At 68.5% G+C, this 14,492-nt stretch carries 15 protein-coding genes; all 15 read right to left on the reverse strand.

Annotated features, from left to right (window positions below):
* Positions 1-15: 15 nt before the first annotated feature.
* The 15 genes from ACV4UX_RS02230 to ACV4UX_RS02300 are packed head-to-tail and all read right to left on the reverse strand — an operon-like array spanning position 16 to position 14,484.
* Positions 16-1,272, reverse strand: a complete 1,257-nt coding sequence (locus ACV4UX_RS02230; protein WP_491591704.1) for an N-acetyl sugar amidotransferase — start codon at positions 1,270-1,272, stop codon at positions 16-18.
* Complete coding sequence (hisF, locus tag ACV4UX_RS02235; RefSeq protein ID WP_491591705.1) at positions 1,269-2,126, reverse strand: imidazole glycerol phosphate synthase subunit HisF; 858 nt, start codon at positions 2,124-2,126, stop codon at positions 1,269-1,271. The genes ACV4UX_RS02230 and hisF overlap by 4 nt, the downstream gene beginning before the upstream one ends.
* On the reverse strand, positions 2,126-2,767 hold the full coding sequence (gene hisH / locus ACV4UX_RS02240; protein WP_491591706.1) for an imidazole glycerol phosphate synthase subunit HisH: 642 nt from the start codon (positions 2,765-2,767) through the stop codon (positions 2,126-2,128). Before hisH ends, hisF begins: the two co-directional genes overlap by 1 nt.
* A complete protein-coding gene (locus ACV4UX_RS02245) occupies positions 2,764-3,885 on the reverse strand; it encodes an N-acetyl sugar amidotransferase (RefSeq protein WP_491591707.1) in 1,122 nt (373 codons plus the stop codon). Before ACV4UX_RS02245 ends, hisH begins: the two co-directional genes overlap by 4 nt.
* Complete coding sequence (locus ACV4UX_RS02250) at positions 3,882-4,442, reverse strand: GNAT family N-acetyltransferase (RefSeq protein ID WP_491591708.1); 561 nt, start codon at positions 4,440-4,442, stop codon at positions 3,882-3,884. Before ACV4UX_RS02250 ends, ACV4UX_RS02245 begins: the two co-directional genes overlap by 4 nt.
* 3 nt (positions 4,443-4,445) lie before the next feature.
* Complete coding sequence (locus ACV4UX_RS02255) at positions 4,446-5,738, reverse strand: DegT/DnrJ/EryC1/StrS family aminotransferase (protein WP_491591709.1); 1,293 nt, start codon at positions 5,736-5,738, stop codon at positions 4,446-4,448.
* Positions 5,735-6,442 carry a pseudaminic acid cytidylyltransferase gene (pseF, locus tag ACV4UX_RS02260; protein WP_491591710.1) on the reverse strand — a complete coding sequence of 236 codons (708 nt, stop codon included), beginning with the start codon at positions 6,440-6,442 and terminating at the stop codon, positions 5,735-5,737. Before pseF ends, ACV4UX_RS02255 begins: the two co-directional genes overlap by 4 nt.
* 30 nt (positions 6,443-6,472) lie before the next feature.
* Positions 6,473-7,540 (reverse strand): hypothetical protein, encoded by a 1,068-nt coding sequence (locus tag ACV4UX_RS02265; RefSeq protein ID WP_491591711.1) that lies wholly within the window; start codon positions 7,538-7,540, stop codon positions 6,473-6,475.
* Positions 7,537-8,529, reverse strand: coding sequence for a Gfo/Idh/MocA family protein (locus ACV4UX_RS02270; protein WP_491591712.1), 993 nt, complete (start codon positions 8,527-8,529; stop codon positions 7,537-7,539). Before ACV4UX_RS02270 ends, ACV4UX_RS02265 begins: the two co-directional genes overlap by 4 nt.
* On the reverse strand, positions 8,522-9,586 hold the full coding sequence (gene pseI, locus ACV4UX_RS02275) for a pseudaminic acid synthase (RefSeq protein WP_491591713.1): 1,065 nt from the start codon (positions 9,584-9,586) through the stop codon (positions 8,522-8,524). Before pseI ends, ACV4UX_RS02270 begins: the two co-directional genes overlap by 8 nt.
* A gap of 19 nt (positions 9,587-9,605) precedes the next feature.
* A complete protein-coding gene (locus ACV4UX_RS02280) occupies positions 9,606-10,391 on the reverse strand; it encodes a class I SAM-dependent methyltransferase (protein ID WP_491591714.1) in 786 nt (261 codons plus the stop codon).
* Positions 10,388-11,476 carry a UDP-2,4-diacetamido-2,4,6-trideoxy-beta-L-altropyranose hydrolase gene (gene pseG, locus ACV4UX_RS02285; RefSeq protein ID WP_491591715.1) on the reverse strand — a complete coding sequence of 363 codons (1,089 nt, stop codon included), beginning with the start codon at positions 11,474-11,476 and terminating at the stop codon, positions 10,388-10,390. The genes ACV4UX_RS02280 and pseG overlap by 4 nt, the downstream gene beginning before the upstream one ends.
* A complete protein-coding gene (gene pseC, locus ACV4UX_RS02290; protein WP_491591716.1) occupies positions 11,451-12,590 on the reverse strand; it encodes a UDP-4-amino-4,6-dideoxy-N-acetyl-beta-L-altrosamine transaminase in 1,140 nt (379 codons plus the stop codon). The genes pseG and pseC overlap by 26 nt, the downstream gene beginning before the upstream one ends.
* Positions 12,587-13,564: a UDP-N-acetylglucosamine 4,6-dehydratase (inverting) gene (gene pseB, locus ACV4UX_RS02295; RefSeq protein WP_491591717.1), complete on the reverse strand. Its 978-nt coding sequence runs from the start codon at positions 13,562-13,564 to the stop codon at positions 12,587-12,589. Before pseB ends, pseC begins: the two co-directional genes overlap by 4 nt.
* A gap of 41 nt (positions 13,565-13,605) precedes the next feature.
* Complete coding sequence (locus ACV4UX_RS02300) at positions 13,606-14,484, reverse strand: glycosyltransferase family 2 protein (RefSeq protein ID WP_491591718.1); 879 nt, start codon at positions 14,482-14,484, stop codon at positions 13,606-13,608.
* Positions 14,485-14,492 lie beyond the last annotated feature (8 nt).

A 14,492-nucleotide genomic window follows, 5' to 3' on the forward strand; every position in this document is an offset into this window, starting at 1 on the left:
GCACTCGATAGGAACTCATTGGTCTACGTGCCCCCTGCCCAGGAGAATGTATTGCGAGTCCTCTTGGCCGGGTTCGCGGGAGGGAGTGAGCACGAAGCGGCAGGCACTCTCCCGGAGTTCCAGTCTGGCTGCATCGACGTGTTCGTCGTGGGCGTGGTTGGTGATGTTGTCGGTCGCATGCCAGCAGCCGACATCGTTGCGGGTCCAGAGAGCCGGGTCGCGACGGGCGTCCACGCAGGACCAGAGCTCGTCGCGGGACATTCCTAGCCAATCGAGGAACAGCTGCTCGTCGTCGGCCGGGAACGCCTGATGGCGGGAGGCCAGGGCGATGCCCTGTTCGCGGGTCATGCGGCGCAGGCGGATTTCCCGGCAGGCGTGGTCGGTGGCCTTGCCGTAGCCCCATTTGGCGAACTTGATCGCGTCGTGCAGCCCGGCATAGTGGAAGCTGTCGACGTGGTTGTAGGTGTCGAAGGTCCGCTGCTGGGGTGCGGTCTCGTAGCCATGGAGGGAAATCATGGCCTCGTGCTGGGCCTTGCTGTCCCAGCGGATGTAGTTGTTCAGGTAGATGCCGCGGACGCCCACCATGTCCAGTTCACGGTCATGGGGGTAGAACAGGGGCTCCACATCGTCGCTGCCCACGTCCGGGCACAGTCCGGGCATGTCCTCGGGCTCCAGGCCCATGAGGTCGTGTTCCTTTCTGTACTTCCTGGTCATTTCCACTTCGTCGGTGTGGGAGAACATGCCGACCTGATCCAGGCCCTGGTGCGCGCCCCAGACGATGAGGGGGATCTTGAAGCGCACGGCCACCTGCACCGGAAACACCGTCGCCCCGGCCAGGACGTGCCAGTACATGCTGGCGCGCAGGGCAAGGGCGGCGCGGGTGAGCTTCTTGACTTTCGCGGGGGAGAGCGTCTGCTGGATGATGTCGCAGCCGAAAACCGTGCGCAGGTAGGCCAGATTGCGGATACCCACGCGGGTGTTCCAATGGGCGTTGTAATGGACGAGCAGGGGGGTCATCCCGAACTCGTTCTTCAGGGTGTGGACGATGAACCATGAGTCCCGTGCGCCGCTCACGGGGACCACGCAGTCGTGGGTGGTGCGCGTCCGGGAACGGTAGCCCTCCAGGATGGAGCGGAGCTTTTCGCGCCGGGGGGCCCAGTCCAGGGTGTCCTTCTCCTCATGGACGCGGCAGCCGCTGCAGACGCCCTGCTCGTCGAAGGTGATGCCGAGCGGGTGGTTGGCGGGATAGAGGCAGCGAGTGCAGTATTTCATATGATTTCTTGCGGGATGTGTTCGAACCGCAGGAGGTCCAGAACCTCGTCAGGGCGCTTCGAGAGTCTGCCGTCGCGCTCGAAGGCGGCATCGCGCAGTTGGGCGTAGGTGTCCAGACGCACCTGGACCCCGGCGTCGAGCAGGAAGCGCTTGGCCAGGATGACGCTCATTTCGGCATAGTGCCACATGTTCCCCGCCGCCACCGCCGAGACGCCGGAGAGGATGGCCTCGCGCAGGTGGTCCGGATGGCCGGCGCCGGAGGCCAGGATCACGGGAATGGTGACGGCTTCGTTCACGCGCTCTGCCAGATCCAGGTCGAACCCCTGGCGCGCTCCGTCGCGCTCCACGCACTGGAGCAGAATTTCTCCCGCCCCGTGGTCTTCGGCCTGCCTCGCGGCGTCCCAAGGAGTGAGGCCTGCGCCGTCGCCGCGAACGGTCCAGGCGCCGCGGCCGGAGCGGGCGGCATCGACGGAGGCCACGACGCACTGGCGGCCGAAGAGCTCCGCCACCTCGGCCAGAAGCCCGGGACGCGCGAGCGCGTGAGCGTTCAGTGCCACCTTGTCCGCGCCGGCGTGGATGACGCGTTCCACCTGGTCCACGCTCCCGATGCCTCCTCCCGCCGTGAGGGGCACATGGCAGACTTCGGCGCAGCGGGCCACCACGTCCGGGTCCAGGCTGCGCCCCCGGGGCGTGGCCAGGATGTCCAGGAGGACGATTTCGTCGATGCCCCACTGGTCCAGGAAGGCGACGGCGATTTCGGGCCTGCAGACCGGAAGATGGCGGGAAAAGCCGATGCTCTGCACCACGAGGTTCTCCCTCATGGGGAGCAGGGCGATGATGCGCGGTTTGAGCATCAGTGCGTGTCCACGAAGTTGACGAAGTTGCGAAGGAGTTTCAGGCCGTTGCGCTGGCTTTTTTCAGGGTGGAACTGCACGGCCAGGACGTTGTCTCGCGCGATGGCGGCCGCGAAGGCGATTCCATGCCTGCTGGCGGCGGCAACGATGTCCGGCGCGCAGTCGAGGTGGAAGCTGTGGTCGAAGTAGAAGTGGGCGTCGGGGTCGATGCCTTTGAAGAGGGGGGTGGGGATGGAGACATCCAGGGTGTTCCATCCCACATGGGGTATGACCACCCCGGGAGAGGGGGGCATTTCCTCCACATGGCCGTCCACGAAGCCCAGGCCTTTGTGGCGGCCGAGTTCCGTGGAATCCTCGGCCAGCAGCTGCATGCCCAGGCAGATGCCCAGGAAGGGCGTCCCGCTGGCGAGCACGCGTTCCCGCAGCCAGTCCGCGAAGCGCAGGGACGTCAGGTTGGCCATGGCCGCGCCGAACGCGCCCACCCCGGGGAGGATGACGGCGTCGACGTGGTCGAGGTCCGAGGGGGCATCCGAGACGACGTGGCGCACGTTCAGGGTTTTCAGGGCGTTGGCCACGGAGCCCAGATTCCCCATGTGGTAGTTGATGATGCCCACCAGGGGGCCGTTGCGCGGACCGTTCACCCGGCGTCTCCGATCAGGCGCAGGCGGTTGTCGGGGTCGCGGGCAACGAGCGCCTTGTTGCGGACGCCCTCCACCACGGTCCAGAATTCGTCCTCGGAAAGCCCGAGGTATTCGCAGAACCGGCGAATGTAGGAAGGGTGGCAGCAGCCGTCGAAGCGGCGGATGAAATCCAGGCCCTCTTCGCGCGACATGGAGCCGGCGCTGATGGCTTCGCATGCCTGATCCGTGACGTGGCCGAACCCGAATTTCGCGAATTTGACCATCTGGTTCACAAGCCGGAAATCCTCGTCCAGTCCGGAGAAACCCCACAGGTCGCCGGTATTGCTGGGGATGTCGTCCCGGATGGCCAGGCCCTTGTCTATGGAGAACGCCGCATTGTTGGAGCCCGACCAGTCGCGGATGAAGTAGCCGAGGTAGATGATGCGCAGCTGGGCTGCCTCCACGTCGCGTTCCGGGGGATAGTTGTAGAAGTGCAGATCCTGGGGCGTAACGCCTTCCATGGCGAAGCGCGAGGCGTCCCCCCCTTTCAGGGTGTTGCAGTAGCGCATGCGCGAGGCGTCCGAATCCAGGTTGCCGTGCTTCTCCCCGATGGTCCAGGCAGGGTTTTCCCCCAGGAAGATCAGGGGGATTTCGTAGGCGATGGCCACGTGGATGGGGATGGCGTAGAGCGCGCTTTCCGTGGAGATGCACCAGTTGGCATGGTCCAGGAAGCTCTTGCGCATGAGCTTTTTCCAGGCCTGTGGGTTCAGGCTGACGGATACGGTGTCGAAACCGTGCGAGATGAGGTTGGCGAGGTTGGCCGCCCCGCGCTCGTGGAGTTGCTCCGGCGGGTAGACGCAACTGGCCAGCAGGGGGTTGAGGCCCAGGACGTCACGCGCGTAGAAGGCCTGACGGGTGCTGTCCTTTCCGCCGCTAACGGTGACGATGCAATCGTAGGAGCCGCGTTTGCGGGCCCTGGCCCAGTCGATGATCTCCGCCATCTCGCGGTCGCGGGCATCCCAGTCCACGGCGTGGGTGCGCTTGTCGCGCTCGAAGTTGCATACCGGGCATACGCCTTCTTCATCAAAGAAGATATTGGGGCGGGTGTCCGGGTTAACGCAGAGTTTGCATCGCTTCATGGGGTCGCCTCGCGAGAGGCGTGGTGGGTGTCAGAATAAGCGGCCATGAATATCACGTCCGTTTCGCGACCGTCAAGCAGGTAGTGGCGGCTGCGCACGCCGTCCGGAGTCATGCCGGCTGCCCGCATGATCGCGATCATTGGGAGGTTCTCCGCCAGGGTTCCTGCCGCCACCTTGCGCATGCCGCCGGGGCCCAGGAGCCATCCCAGCGCGCAGACAAAGGCTTCGCGGCCCAGGCCCAGGCCCCGGGCGGCCGGCTCGCCGATCAGGATGGTGAGGTCGGCCAGGCCATGCCAGGGCGAGACGTGTGCCGCCACGTTGCCCACGTGCCCCAGGCCATCCTCCAGATCTTCCACGGCCCAAAGGTAGTGTGGGCCGTCGTTCATGGACTTCGCCCAGGCGATCTGGCTGTCGGGGGTGTGCAGGCGGTGGCGCTGTTCGCTGAAGCGCATGAGGACCGGATCGGCCAGCCAGGCGAGATTGCGCTTGCAGTGGCGCGTCACGTCGTAGGGAACCAGTCTGATGCGACCGGCAGGCAGTACGGGGGCGATCGCCATGGTCTAGAGCGCTGCACGCAGGGTCCAGACCTTCTCGAATGCGTCGAGAGCATCCTTGAGATCGTCTGGTTCCATACTGGGCAGCATCATTTCGTGCGTGAAGAGAGTCGTTTCGTGCAGCCTCTCCACCACCGGGCACAACCCCTTCGCGTAATCCAGGGGGCCGCGCGCGGCCGTGAAGGGCCATCCCCCGTTGCCCACGGCGATGCGCCGCTGGTACATGGGGAGCAGGTAGAGGGGTTTGACGTAGCCTCCACCCACCTTGACGCCTTCCTTTTCCCGTCCCTCGTGCACCGGGAGCTCCGCGCGCACGGCGTCCAGGAAGCGGTCTCGCGGGACGCCCGCGACGGTGGCGTCGTAGAGGCAGGCGTGGACGTAGTACGCATGGTCTGCGCCGTCCCGAACGCGGGGCATGGTCAGGCAGGGGATTGCGGAGAGGCCGGCTTCCAGCAGGCGCACGTTCTCCAGGCGCTTTGCCAGCAGCCCGGGCAGTTTCTCGATCTGGCACAGCGCCACGGCGGCTTCCAGTTCCGTCATGCGGAAGTTGAAGCCGACCATGTTCGCCAGGTGTTCCGGCCCCCCGTCCTCGACCACCGACTCCGCATGGTTGCGGATCAGGCGCAAGCGCCGGGCCAGGTCGTCGTCGTCGGTGACCACCACGCCGCCCTCTCCGCTGTGGATGTGCTTGTGGTAGTTGAGCGAATAGACGCCCATATGGGCCAGGGTCCCGGCCTTGCGGCCGTGGAGCGCGGCCCCGGGGGCCTGCGCTGCGTCTTCCACCACGGCCAGGCCGTGCTTTCGGGCCAGGGCCATGATGGGCGCCCTGTCGAAGGGCTGGCCGAAGAGATCCACCACCACGATGGCCTTGGTGTGCGGGGTGATGCGCGCTTCCACGCTGGCCGGGTCCAGGCAGAAGCAGTCCGGCTCCACGTCCGCGAAGACGGGAATGCCGCCCCAGACCAGGGCGGCGGTGGCCGAGGCGGACATGGTGTAGGGCGAGACGACCACCTCGTCTCCGGGGGAGACGCCCGCCGCGCCCAGCGCGCACATGAGGCCCGACGTGCAGGAGTTGACGGCCACAGCGTGGCGCGCGCCGAAGGCTTCGGCCCAGCGTTCCTCCAGGCGGCGGACCGTGGGGCCGCCCATGAAGTTCTCGTGCCGACAGCCGAGGTAGTTCGAGAGCAGGCCCGAGCGCATCACTTCGTCCACTGCCGCGCGTTCGGCCTCGCCAACGGTCTTGTGGCGGGGAAAAGGCCTGGTGCGGACTGGTTGTCCGCCGAAAAGGGCGAGCTTCATGCCTGGGCGCTCTCCGTCGCAAGGCGCATGGCCTCGAACATCCATTCGGCGCGCAGCCAGTCCTCGGGGGTGTCGATGTCCTGCACCAGGTAGCGGGGCAGGTGCACGGGGAGCGCGTCCGGGGTGTAGACCAGGCCTGTGCGCAGAAAGGGTTCGGCGCGCAGCCAGTAGAACTGACCTGCGTCGTGGCAGGTCTCGGGCAGATCCTGCGAGCGGGTGTCCCGGTGCTCGGGCCAGAGCATCTGCAGGCGGCCCGCCTCGTTCACGGTGAGAGCACGGAAGATCGGGAAGGCGAAGCTGGTCACGGAAAAGGCCGCGTCCGCGCCGCGCGCGTCGAGCAGTTCGAGCCCCCGGAGGATGTCCTGCGCGCGTACGAACGGGGCCGTGGCGTAGATGCAGCAAAGCGTGTCCACGTCCATGCCGTTGTCGAGGCACCATTGGAGGGCGTGGCGCAGCACGGGCGCGGTGGGGGTGTGGTCGTCCGCCAGTTCGGCTGGGCGCAGAAACGGTGTGGACGCACCGGCCTGGCGCGCGATCTCGGCGATTTCCTCGTCGTCGGTGGAACACAGGATCATGTCGAAGACGCCGGCCTCGCGCGCGGCGTCGATGGACCTGGCAATCATGGGACGCCCGGCGAACGGTCGGATGTTTTTTCTGGGGATGCGTTTGCTTCCCCCCCTGGCTGGGATCACGGCGATGCGCATGCTGGCTCCTGGCGCGGCTTGCCGCGCCGTTCAGGGCTGGCTCATAAGGCATTTGCACAGGGACTGCAAGGAAGCCGCCGCCTCGGCGTGGCGCAGGAGATCTGGCCTGGGGGGGGCCTGGCGGCCTGCGAGGACATCCCCGGCGAGTTGTCTCAGAACGTGCGGCGCATGGTCCGAGGTGCGGGCGCAGAGCAGTCCTTCGCGGGCGGTGAGGGCCGCCCCGGCGTCGTCGCGGGCGTCGGGCCTGACGCTTGCCGTCGGCTTGCCTAGAAGCCAGGATTCGTAGAGCAGGAGAGAGGTCATCCCGGCGGTTCCCGAGGCGGCGGCCAGGGCCGCGCGCCCCCTTGGCACGCGGACGACGGCCCCGCGCAGAGCGCCCCGGCTGGCTTCCCAGACGGCGGCCAAGGCGTCCGCGTCCTCCCGGGGATGGGGCAGCACGAGCACCTGGAGGGCGTCGCGCGCGTGAGCCCAGGCGGCGCAGGCCAGGGCGAGCGTCTGATACTGGGTGTAGCCCCGGAATCCCGGATGGGAGGCGTCGGGGCCTCCGTCCTGGGCCGCCGGTTCCGAGACGAAGAGGAGGGTCGGCACGGCTGGGTCCAGGCCCTGGTCCGCCAGGAGTCCGGTGGAGGGCGGACGGCCTGCGAGGTCTCCCAGCGCAGCCAGGTCGGGGTGGCCCGTGACCACGATGCGGTCCGGGGGGACGCCCTCGGCCTGGGCCTCCTCGCGCGCCAGGTCGTCCATGACGGCGTAGGCGGAGGGGATGAAAGGAGGCAGGCCGTCCGTTGAAAGCCTTCGGATGTGGCCTCCCCAGTTGTCGAGCACGAAGAGCGTCGGGATGCCCGAAGCGTTCGCGGCCCGGGCCAACTGCAAGGCCGTGGCGTCGGCCACGCTGGAGGCGAAGACCAGCAGGCGGCAGGCCCCGGGGCGAAGACACCCGAAGGCCGCTTCCACGGAAAGGGTGCGCCAGTCTGGGTCGCGTTCCTTGCGGAAGTGGCCGTGCTCCACCAGGGCCATGGGAAAGCCCTCGCACGCGAAGGCCGCCGCCAGGGGCAGCAGTGCCCTGGCTCCGCCCGGATCGCCGGCTGCGAAGAGGATCATCGGGGGGCTCCCGATGGGCCGGGAGCGAGGGCCGTCTCCAGGACGGCCTGGGTCGGCAGGGCCGTTCGGGGGGTGGAGAGGGGTGCGGTCCCGGTCTTGTGGGCGTTCAGGAGGTCGTCCAGGGCGTTCTCGAAGGCGCGGTGGAAGCCGCCGGTCCAGTCCGGGGGCGGGGTTTCTTCCCGCAGCCGGTAGTAGCCGGGGAAGAGTTCGTGTTCCACCCGGCGCTCCAGGCGCACGGTCATGCCGCCGTGCGCCAGGGTGGCGCGTCCGCCCTCGAAGGTGGCCGCCAGGTCGATGCAATGATAGGCAAGGCCCGCGACCCCGACGAAAGAGGCCTCCAGCCCGGAGGGAAAGCGCAGGAAGAAGCTCGGGTTCTCCGGGTCCGCGCCCGTCTTGCCGGTCAGTTCGGCCCCGGGCGGGTCGCCCGCCAGAAAGAAGGCCAGGTCCACCATGTGGCATCCGTTGACGGCCAGGCCCCTGGAGTACACCGCATCCAGCCGGACGAGGCGGCCCAGTTCCCCGTCCCGGCAGAAACGGCGCAGGCGCAGGCAGTTTGCGGCGAAGCGGCGGTGGTAGTTGACCAGCACCGCAGTGGACGCCCCGGGCCGGAGGGAGGCTTGCGCGAGCCTTTCGAGCTCCTCCAGGCCGGTGGCCGGCGGCTTCTCCAGCCAGATCATGGGCACGCCCGCCTCCATGCAGGACATGGTCTGCGGGAAGTGCAGGGGCGTCGGGGAGCACACGCTCACCAGGCCGGGGCGGACCTTTTCCAGCGCCTCCTCCAGGGTGGCGTAGGCCGGTGCGCCGAAATGGCGGGTGAAGGCCGCCCGCCGGGCGGGATCGGGGTCGCAGCCGCCGCGCAGGCGCACGCTGGGGTGGCGGGCCAGGGCCAGGGCGTGGGTGCGGGCGTCCTCACCCGGGGCTGCGTCGAAATCCAGGGCGCAGCCGATGGCGCCGAGCCCGCAGACCAGGGCGTCGCAGGGTTCAGCCATCGCCCACCATGTCCCGGGCGAGGGGGACGCCGCGCGTCAGGTCGCGCGTGGCGCGCTTGCCCAGCACCTCGTCCAGGTGGCGGGTGTGCATGCCGTGTCCCGGCCGGATGGAGCGCACGTTGTCCGGCGTGAAGGGCTCGCCCCGGGCCACGTCCTGCACCACGAAGAGGGAGCGCCGGAAGACGCGGCTGACCATTTCCTTCTCGCCGGGTTCCAGGACGGGGCGTCCCAGGGCGGCGTGGGCCTCGCGGGCGTCGCGGACCATGGCGGCGAACTCGTGGGGCTCCAGGGAGAAGGCGGAGTCGGGGCCGCCGTCGGCGCGCGCCAGGGTGAAGTGTTTCTCGATGATGCACGCCCCCAGGGCCACGGCCGCCACGGCGGCCGCCGTGCCCAGGGTGTGGTCCGAGAGCCCCGCGGGCACGCCGTAGCGCTGGGCCAGCAGGGGGACGGCGCGCAGGTTCATGGCTTCGGGGGGGCTCGGGTAGGCGCTGGTGCACTTGAGCAGAGCCAGATCCCGGCAGCCGGAGGCCTTGAGGGTCTCCACGGCCTCGTCGATCTCCTCCAGGGTGGCCATGCCCGTGGACATGATCACGGGCTTGCCCGTGGCCCCGATCCTGCGCAGCAGGGGGATGTCCACGATCTCGAAGGAGGCCACCTTGTGGGCCGGAACGCCCAGGGACTCCAGGAAGTCCACGGCCGAGGGGTCGAAGGGGGTGGAGAACACGGCCACGCCCAGGTCCCTGCCCGCCTGGATGAGCCCCGGGGTCCACTCCATGGGCATGGCGGCCTCTCGGTAGAGGTCGTGGAGGGTGCGCCCCTCCCAGAGGGTACCCTTGATGCGGAAATAATCGTTGTCGCAGGCGATGGTCAGGGTGTCGGCCGTGTAGGTCTGGAGCTTCACGGCGTCGGCCCCGGCGCGGGCGGCGGCTTCGAGGATCTTCACGGCGCGGGAAAAGTCCCCCCCGTGGTTGGCGCTCATTTCGGCCACGCAGCATGGCGGGTGCTGGGGGCCGATGGGCTGTTCGTTCAGGCGGAAGGCGGCGAGTGGTGTGGACATGTGCGGTTTCCGTACCCCGTCAGACGTTCTTGCGCCATATCCAGAGCTTGCCCTGGGCGGCGTCTCCCAGAGGGGGGAGCAGGAGCGCGAGTTGGTTCACGGGGGCGTCGTAGCTGGGCTCCTCCCCCTGCTTCATGGCCAGCCATGCGTTGACCACGCGGCTCAGCAAGTAATAGCTGGCCGAGTAGCAGTCAACGGCCTCCAGGGTGACGCCGGGGATGCTCAGGGCCTGAAGCGCGCCGTCGCGGAAGTAGATGTTGTGCCAGGGGGGCGAGATGGCCGACAGCCCGGCCGCCAGGCGCAGCTCGTTGATGCGGTCCAGGCCGTCCTGGCTGTTCTCGCACATGAGGTATGCGCCGCCGGGCTTGAGCAGCCCGGTGAGGGTCTCGATGGCCCGGACCTGGGCTTCCCAGTCGGCCAGGTTGATGAGCACGCGTTCGGTGATCACCGCGTCGAACAGGCCAAGGCCGGGGGGGGTGGCTGTCACGTCGCCGGTCTCGAAGCGGACGCTGCCCTTCAGCGGGGTCTGTGCCGCGAGTTGGCGCGCCCCGTCCAGCATCTTCTCGGCGTAGTCCATGCCGACCACTTCCACGTCAAGGCGCCGGGCGAGTTCGATGGCGGTGAGGCCGTTGCCGCAGCCCATTTCCAGGATGCGTTGTCCGGGCGCGATGCGCGAGCAGATGGCCTCCACTTCCAGCTGTTTGGCCACGAAGTCGCGGGTTCCGGCCAGGGGGCCCAGTTCAGCGCTCCGGTTCCAGTGCGCCTTGACGGCCTCCATGTCCCGTTCGTTGGTCGGTGTGCTCATGAGCATGACTCCTTGCAGAGAATTTCGGCCACGCGGCGCGCGCCCCGGCCGTCCGCCAGTTGGGCGCAGGCCCGGGCCAGGCGTTCGCGCGCGGCGTGGTCCTGCCGTAGTTCGGACACCGCGCGCGTCACGTCATCAGGCCGCAACTCACGGCTGTCTCCGATCAGCCGCGCCGCGCCGCTGCGGTGCAGCGCCCGGGCGGCTTTGGCCTGGTTGTCTGCGGTGACCATCAAGAGCATGGGCAGGCGCAGGCAGCACATCTCCCAGACGGTGGACCCTGAAGCCGCGAGGGCCATGTCCGCCCAGGCGAAGAGGGCGGGCATGTCGCGCACGTCGTGGAGCAGCCGCGCCTGCGGCCCCAAGGTCTGCACGGCCCGTCGCGCCTCGTCCAGGTGCGGCGCGGCGGGCCCCATGACCACCCGGACTTCCAGACCGTCGCGATCCTCCATGAACTGCAGCGCCTCAAGGGCCAGGAGCGTGGCCCCTGCGGGGTCGGAGCCGCCCATGGTCACCAGGAGACGGTCCGCCCGGGGTGGATGCTCCCTGGGGGGCGCGGCGGCGAGGGCGAATTCGGGGCGAAGCAGCGCGTAGCGTGGGCCGAAGAGCGTCACGGGGGGCGGCCCGGCGAAGGCGTAGGGCAGTTCGTGCGCGCCGAGATTCTGGTTGAGCAGAACGTCCGCATCATAGACGTCAAGGTGGGCGTGGTCGTCCACCACCAGAAGGGGGAACCCGGCGGCGCGCACGCACCGGTGGTAATCGGGGGTGAAGGCGTAGCCGTCGAGGATCAGCCGGGCGGGCCGTCCCTGCGTGCTCATGCGGCGCAACAGGGAGAGGGTGTCCGCCAGGTCTTCCTGCCGGGAGCGCGAAGCGTCGGCCTCGATCCATGTGAAACCGGCACGGCGGACATGCTCGCGCAGGGCTTCGGGCGCGGCCCCCGCGAAGAGCGGAGCGGCCCCCAGTCCGCGCAGGGCCAGGGCCAGGGCCAGGCAGCGCATGACGTGGCCTATGCCGATGTCCGGCCCGGCGTCGGCGCGGATCACCAGCCAGCCGGGGGCGGGTTCAGGCGCGGGCGCGCTGCAGGGCATTGGCCAGGGCCTCCATGACCTGGGCGGCCTGTTCGTCGGTCAGGCCCTGGTGCATGGGCAGGGTGAGGATGGACTCGTAGGCGGCCTCGGCTGCGGGGCACAGCCCGGGGCCGTGGCCGAAGCGCTCGCGGTAGTAGGGGTGCAGGTGCACGGGAATGTAGTGGACGTTCACGCCGACGCCCTGTTCGCGCAGGGCCGTGAACACGGCGCGGCGGTCGATGCCCTCGTCCAGGCGCACCACGTAGAGATGCCAGGCGTGCTCCACGCCGGGGCGCAGGGCCAGGGGCTCTGCCCCGGGGATGTCCCGCAGGGCCTGGGCGTAGAACCGGGCGATCGCGCGGCGCCGGGCCAGGAAGTCCGGGAGCCTGCGCATCTGGGAGAGCCCCAGGGCGCACTGGATGTCCGAAATGCGGTAGTTGAAGCCCAGTTCCACCATATTGTAGCGCCAGGCCCCCGCCGCTTCCCGCTGTCGGGCGTCGGTGTCGATGCCGTGGTTGCGGAAACGCCGGAGCAGGCGCGCCGTGTCCGCGTCGGAGGTGAGCACCATGCCGCCCTCGCCCGTGGCGATGTGCTTCACGGGGTGGAAGCTCAGGGCGGTCATGGCTGGGGGCAGCGCGCCCAGGGGGCGGCCGTCCTGGGTGGCCCCCAGGGCGTGGCAGGCGTCCGCGAAGAGCGCCACGCCGCGCTCCCGGCACAGGGCTTCCAACGCTTCGTAGTCGCAGGGCTGGCCCGCGTAGTCCACGGCCACAACGGCCCTGGTCCGGGGCGTGAGCTTGCGCTCCACGTCGGCGGGGTCCAGGAGCAGGGTGCGGGGGGCCACGTCCGCGAACACCGGCGTGCCGCCCAGGTAGCACACGGCGTTGGCCGTGGCCGCGAAGGTCATGGCCGGGACGATCACCTCGTCGCCGGGGCCGATGCCCGTCACGTGCATCATGGCGTGCAGGGCGGCGGTGCCGCTGGAGACGGCCACGCCGTGGGCCGCTCCGGCGAAGGCGGCCACGGCGGCCTCGAAGGCGTCCACGGCAGGGCCGGTGGTGAGCCAGTCCGAGCGCAGGACCTCGGCCACGGCCCGGATGTCGTCCTCGTCGATGGACTGTCTGCCGTAGGGGATCATTGCCTGTTCAGGAAGTCGCGCAGTTCGTCCACGGAGAGCAGCCAGGGATTGGTGCCGGAGCTGTACTCGAAGTCCTCGGGCACGCGCGCGCCGGGGGCATCGTCGAAGCGGGGCGTGATGTCGTCGTGGTCGGGCAGGATGATGTAGTGGTTCTTGAATTCCAGGGTGTTGCGGGCGTCGGCCATGGGCACCATGACCTCGTGGATCTTCTCGCCCGGGCGGATGCCCACGACGGGGGTCTCGCACTCGGGGCAGATGGCCCGGGCCAGGTCCATGATGTTCATGCTGGGCAGCTTGGGCACGAAGACTTCGCCGCCGAGCATGCGCTCCAGGCATTTGAGCACGAAGTCCACGCCCTGCTCCAGGGTGATCCAGAAGCGGGTCATGCGCGGGTCGGTGACGGGGAGCACGCCGGTGTGCTTCTGCTGCAGGAAGAAGGGAATCACGGAGCCGCGGCTGCCCAGCACGTTGCCGTAGCGCACCACGCTGTAGCGTGTGTCGCTGGCGATGAAGGCGTTGGCGGCCACGAAGAGCTTGTCGGAGCAGAGCTTGGTGGCCCCGTAGAGGTTCACGGGGTTGGCGGCCTTGTCGGTGCTGAGGGCCAGCACTTTCTTGACGCCCCGGTCGGCGGCGACGTTGATGATGTTCTCCGCGCCGTAGACGTTGGTCTTGATGACCTCGGTGGGGTTGTACTCCGCCGTGGGCACCTGCTTGAGCGCCGCGCCGTGGATGACGTAGTCCACGCTCTGGAAGGCGCGGTTGAGGCGCTCCTTGTCGCGCACGTCCCCGATGAAGTAGCGCATGCAGGGATGCTTCGCGGCGGGGAACTTCTGCGCCATCTCGTACTGCTTGAACTCGTCGCGGCTGAAGATGATGAGCTTGCGCGGCTGGAAGCGGGAAAGAATGACTTCGGTGCACATGTGCCCGAAAGAGCCGGTTCCGCCGGTGATGAGGATGGTCTTGTCGTTGAGCATGTTGGTTCCGTTGTGTGGTTTCCGGGGGGATGCCGCGCTCATCAGCGCATTTTGCGCAGAATGGCGTGCAGTTCCCTTCTGGTCCGCGCGATCTGGTCGGTCATGATGCCGAAAAAGAGCAGGAAAAAGCCCAGGATCAGCGAGAGCATGCTGGACGCCGTGATCTTCTGGAGCGCCCACACGTCGTGCAGGCCGTTGAGGAGCCCCAGCCCCATGAAGAGACCGGCCAGCGGCAGGAAAACCTTGAAGGGGTTGAAGAGCATGATCATGCGCAGCATGATGAACAGAAAGCGCAGGCCGTCGCGCACGGGCTGGATGTTGGAGGAGCCCCCCTGGCGGCGGCGGATGGTGGGCAGGGGCTCGTACTTCACGAAGCGCCCGGCCGAGAAGAGGGCCATGGTGATGGTGGTGGGGTAGGAGTAGCCCTGGGGGAAAAGGTGCGCGAAGTCCTCGAAGGCGGCGCGCTTCACGGCGCGGAAGCCGCTGGTGAGGTCGTCGATCTTGCGCCCCACGAGAAACTGCGCCGTGGCGATGAGCACGCGGTTGCCGAAGGCGCGGAAGCGCGACACGTCCGATGCGCTGGTGCGTGCGCCCACCACCATGTCGTAATTGCCCATGTGCTCGAGAAGTTTGGGGATGTCTTCGGGCAGGTGCTGGCCGTCGGCGTCCATGAACACGAACACGTCGCCGTTGGCGGCGGCCGCGCCGGACTTCACGCTGGCGCCGTTGCCCAGGTTGTAGGGGTGGCGCACCACGCGCGCCCCGGCGGCCTCGGCCGCGCGGGCCGTGTCGTCGGCGGAGCCGTCGTCCACGACCACCACTTCGTAGCCCCGCAGGGCCTCCAGGGACATGATCCGCGAGACCACTCCCCCGATGTTCTCGGCCTCGTTGTAGGCCGGTATGATGATGGATACCCGCATGGCTGGCC

Source organism: Fundidesulfovibrio sp., from assembly GCF_058402725.1.

Coding starts and splice junctions, on each gene's coding strand:
- pseG (WP_491591715.1), bottom strand. CDS start 11,476: ATGCCCTGCAGCGCGCCCGCGCCTGAACCCGCCCCCGGCTGGCTGGTG.
- ACV4UX_RS02270 (WP_491591712.1), bottom strand. CDS start 8,529: ATGGCTGAACCCTGCGACGCCCTGGTCTGCGGGCTCGGCGCCATCGGC.
- ACV4UX_RS02245 (WP_491591707.1), bottom strand. CDS start 3,885: ATGAAGCGATGCAAACTCTGCGTTAACCCGGACACCCGCCCCAATATC.
- ACV4UX_RS02230 (WP_491591704.1), bottom strand. CDS start 1,272: ATGAAATACTGCACTCGCTGCCTCTATCCCGCCAACCACCCGCTCGGC.
- pseC (WP_491591716.1), bottom strand. CDS start 12,590: ATGATCCCCTACGGCAGACAGTCCATCGACGAGGACGACATCCGGGCC.
- ACV4UX_RS02265 (WP_491591711.1), bottom strand. CDS start 7,540: ATGATCCTCTTCGCAGCCGGCGATCCGGGCGGAGCCAGGGCACTGCTG.
- pseB (WP_491591717.1), bottom strand. CDS start 13,564: ATGCTCAACGACAAGACCATCCTCATCACCGGCGGAACCGGCTCTTTC.
- ACV4UX_RS02300 (WP_491591718.1), bottom strand. CDS start 14,484: ATGCGGGTATCCATCATCATACCGGCCTACAACGAGGCCGAGAACATC.
- pseI (WP_491591713.1), bottom strand. CDS start 9,586: ATGTCCACACCACTCGCCGCCTTCCGCCTGAACGAACAGCCCATCGGC.
- ACV4UX_RS02255 (WP_491591709.1), bottom strand. CDS start 5,738: ATGAAGCTCGCCCTTTTCGGCGGACAACCAGTCCGCACCAGGCCTTTT.
- hisF (WP_491591705.1), bottom strand. CDS start 2,126: ATGCTCAAACCGCGCATCATCGCCCTGCTCCCCATGAGGGAGAACCTC.
- ACV4UX_RS02250 (WP_491591708.1), bottom strand. CDS start 4,442: ATGGCGATCGCCCCCGTACTGCCTGCCGGTCGCATCAGACTGGTTCCC.
- ACV4UX_RS02280 (WP_491591714.1), bottom strand. CDS start 10,391: ATGAGCACACCGACCAACGAACGGGACATGGAGGCCGTCAAGGCGCAC.
- pseF (WP_491591710.1), bottom strand. CDS start 6,442: ATGCGCATCGCCGTGATCCCAGCCAGGGGGGGAAGCAAACGCATCCCC.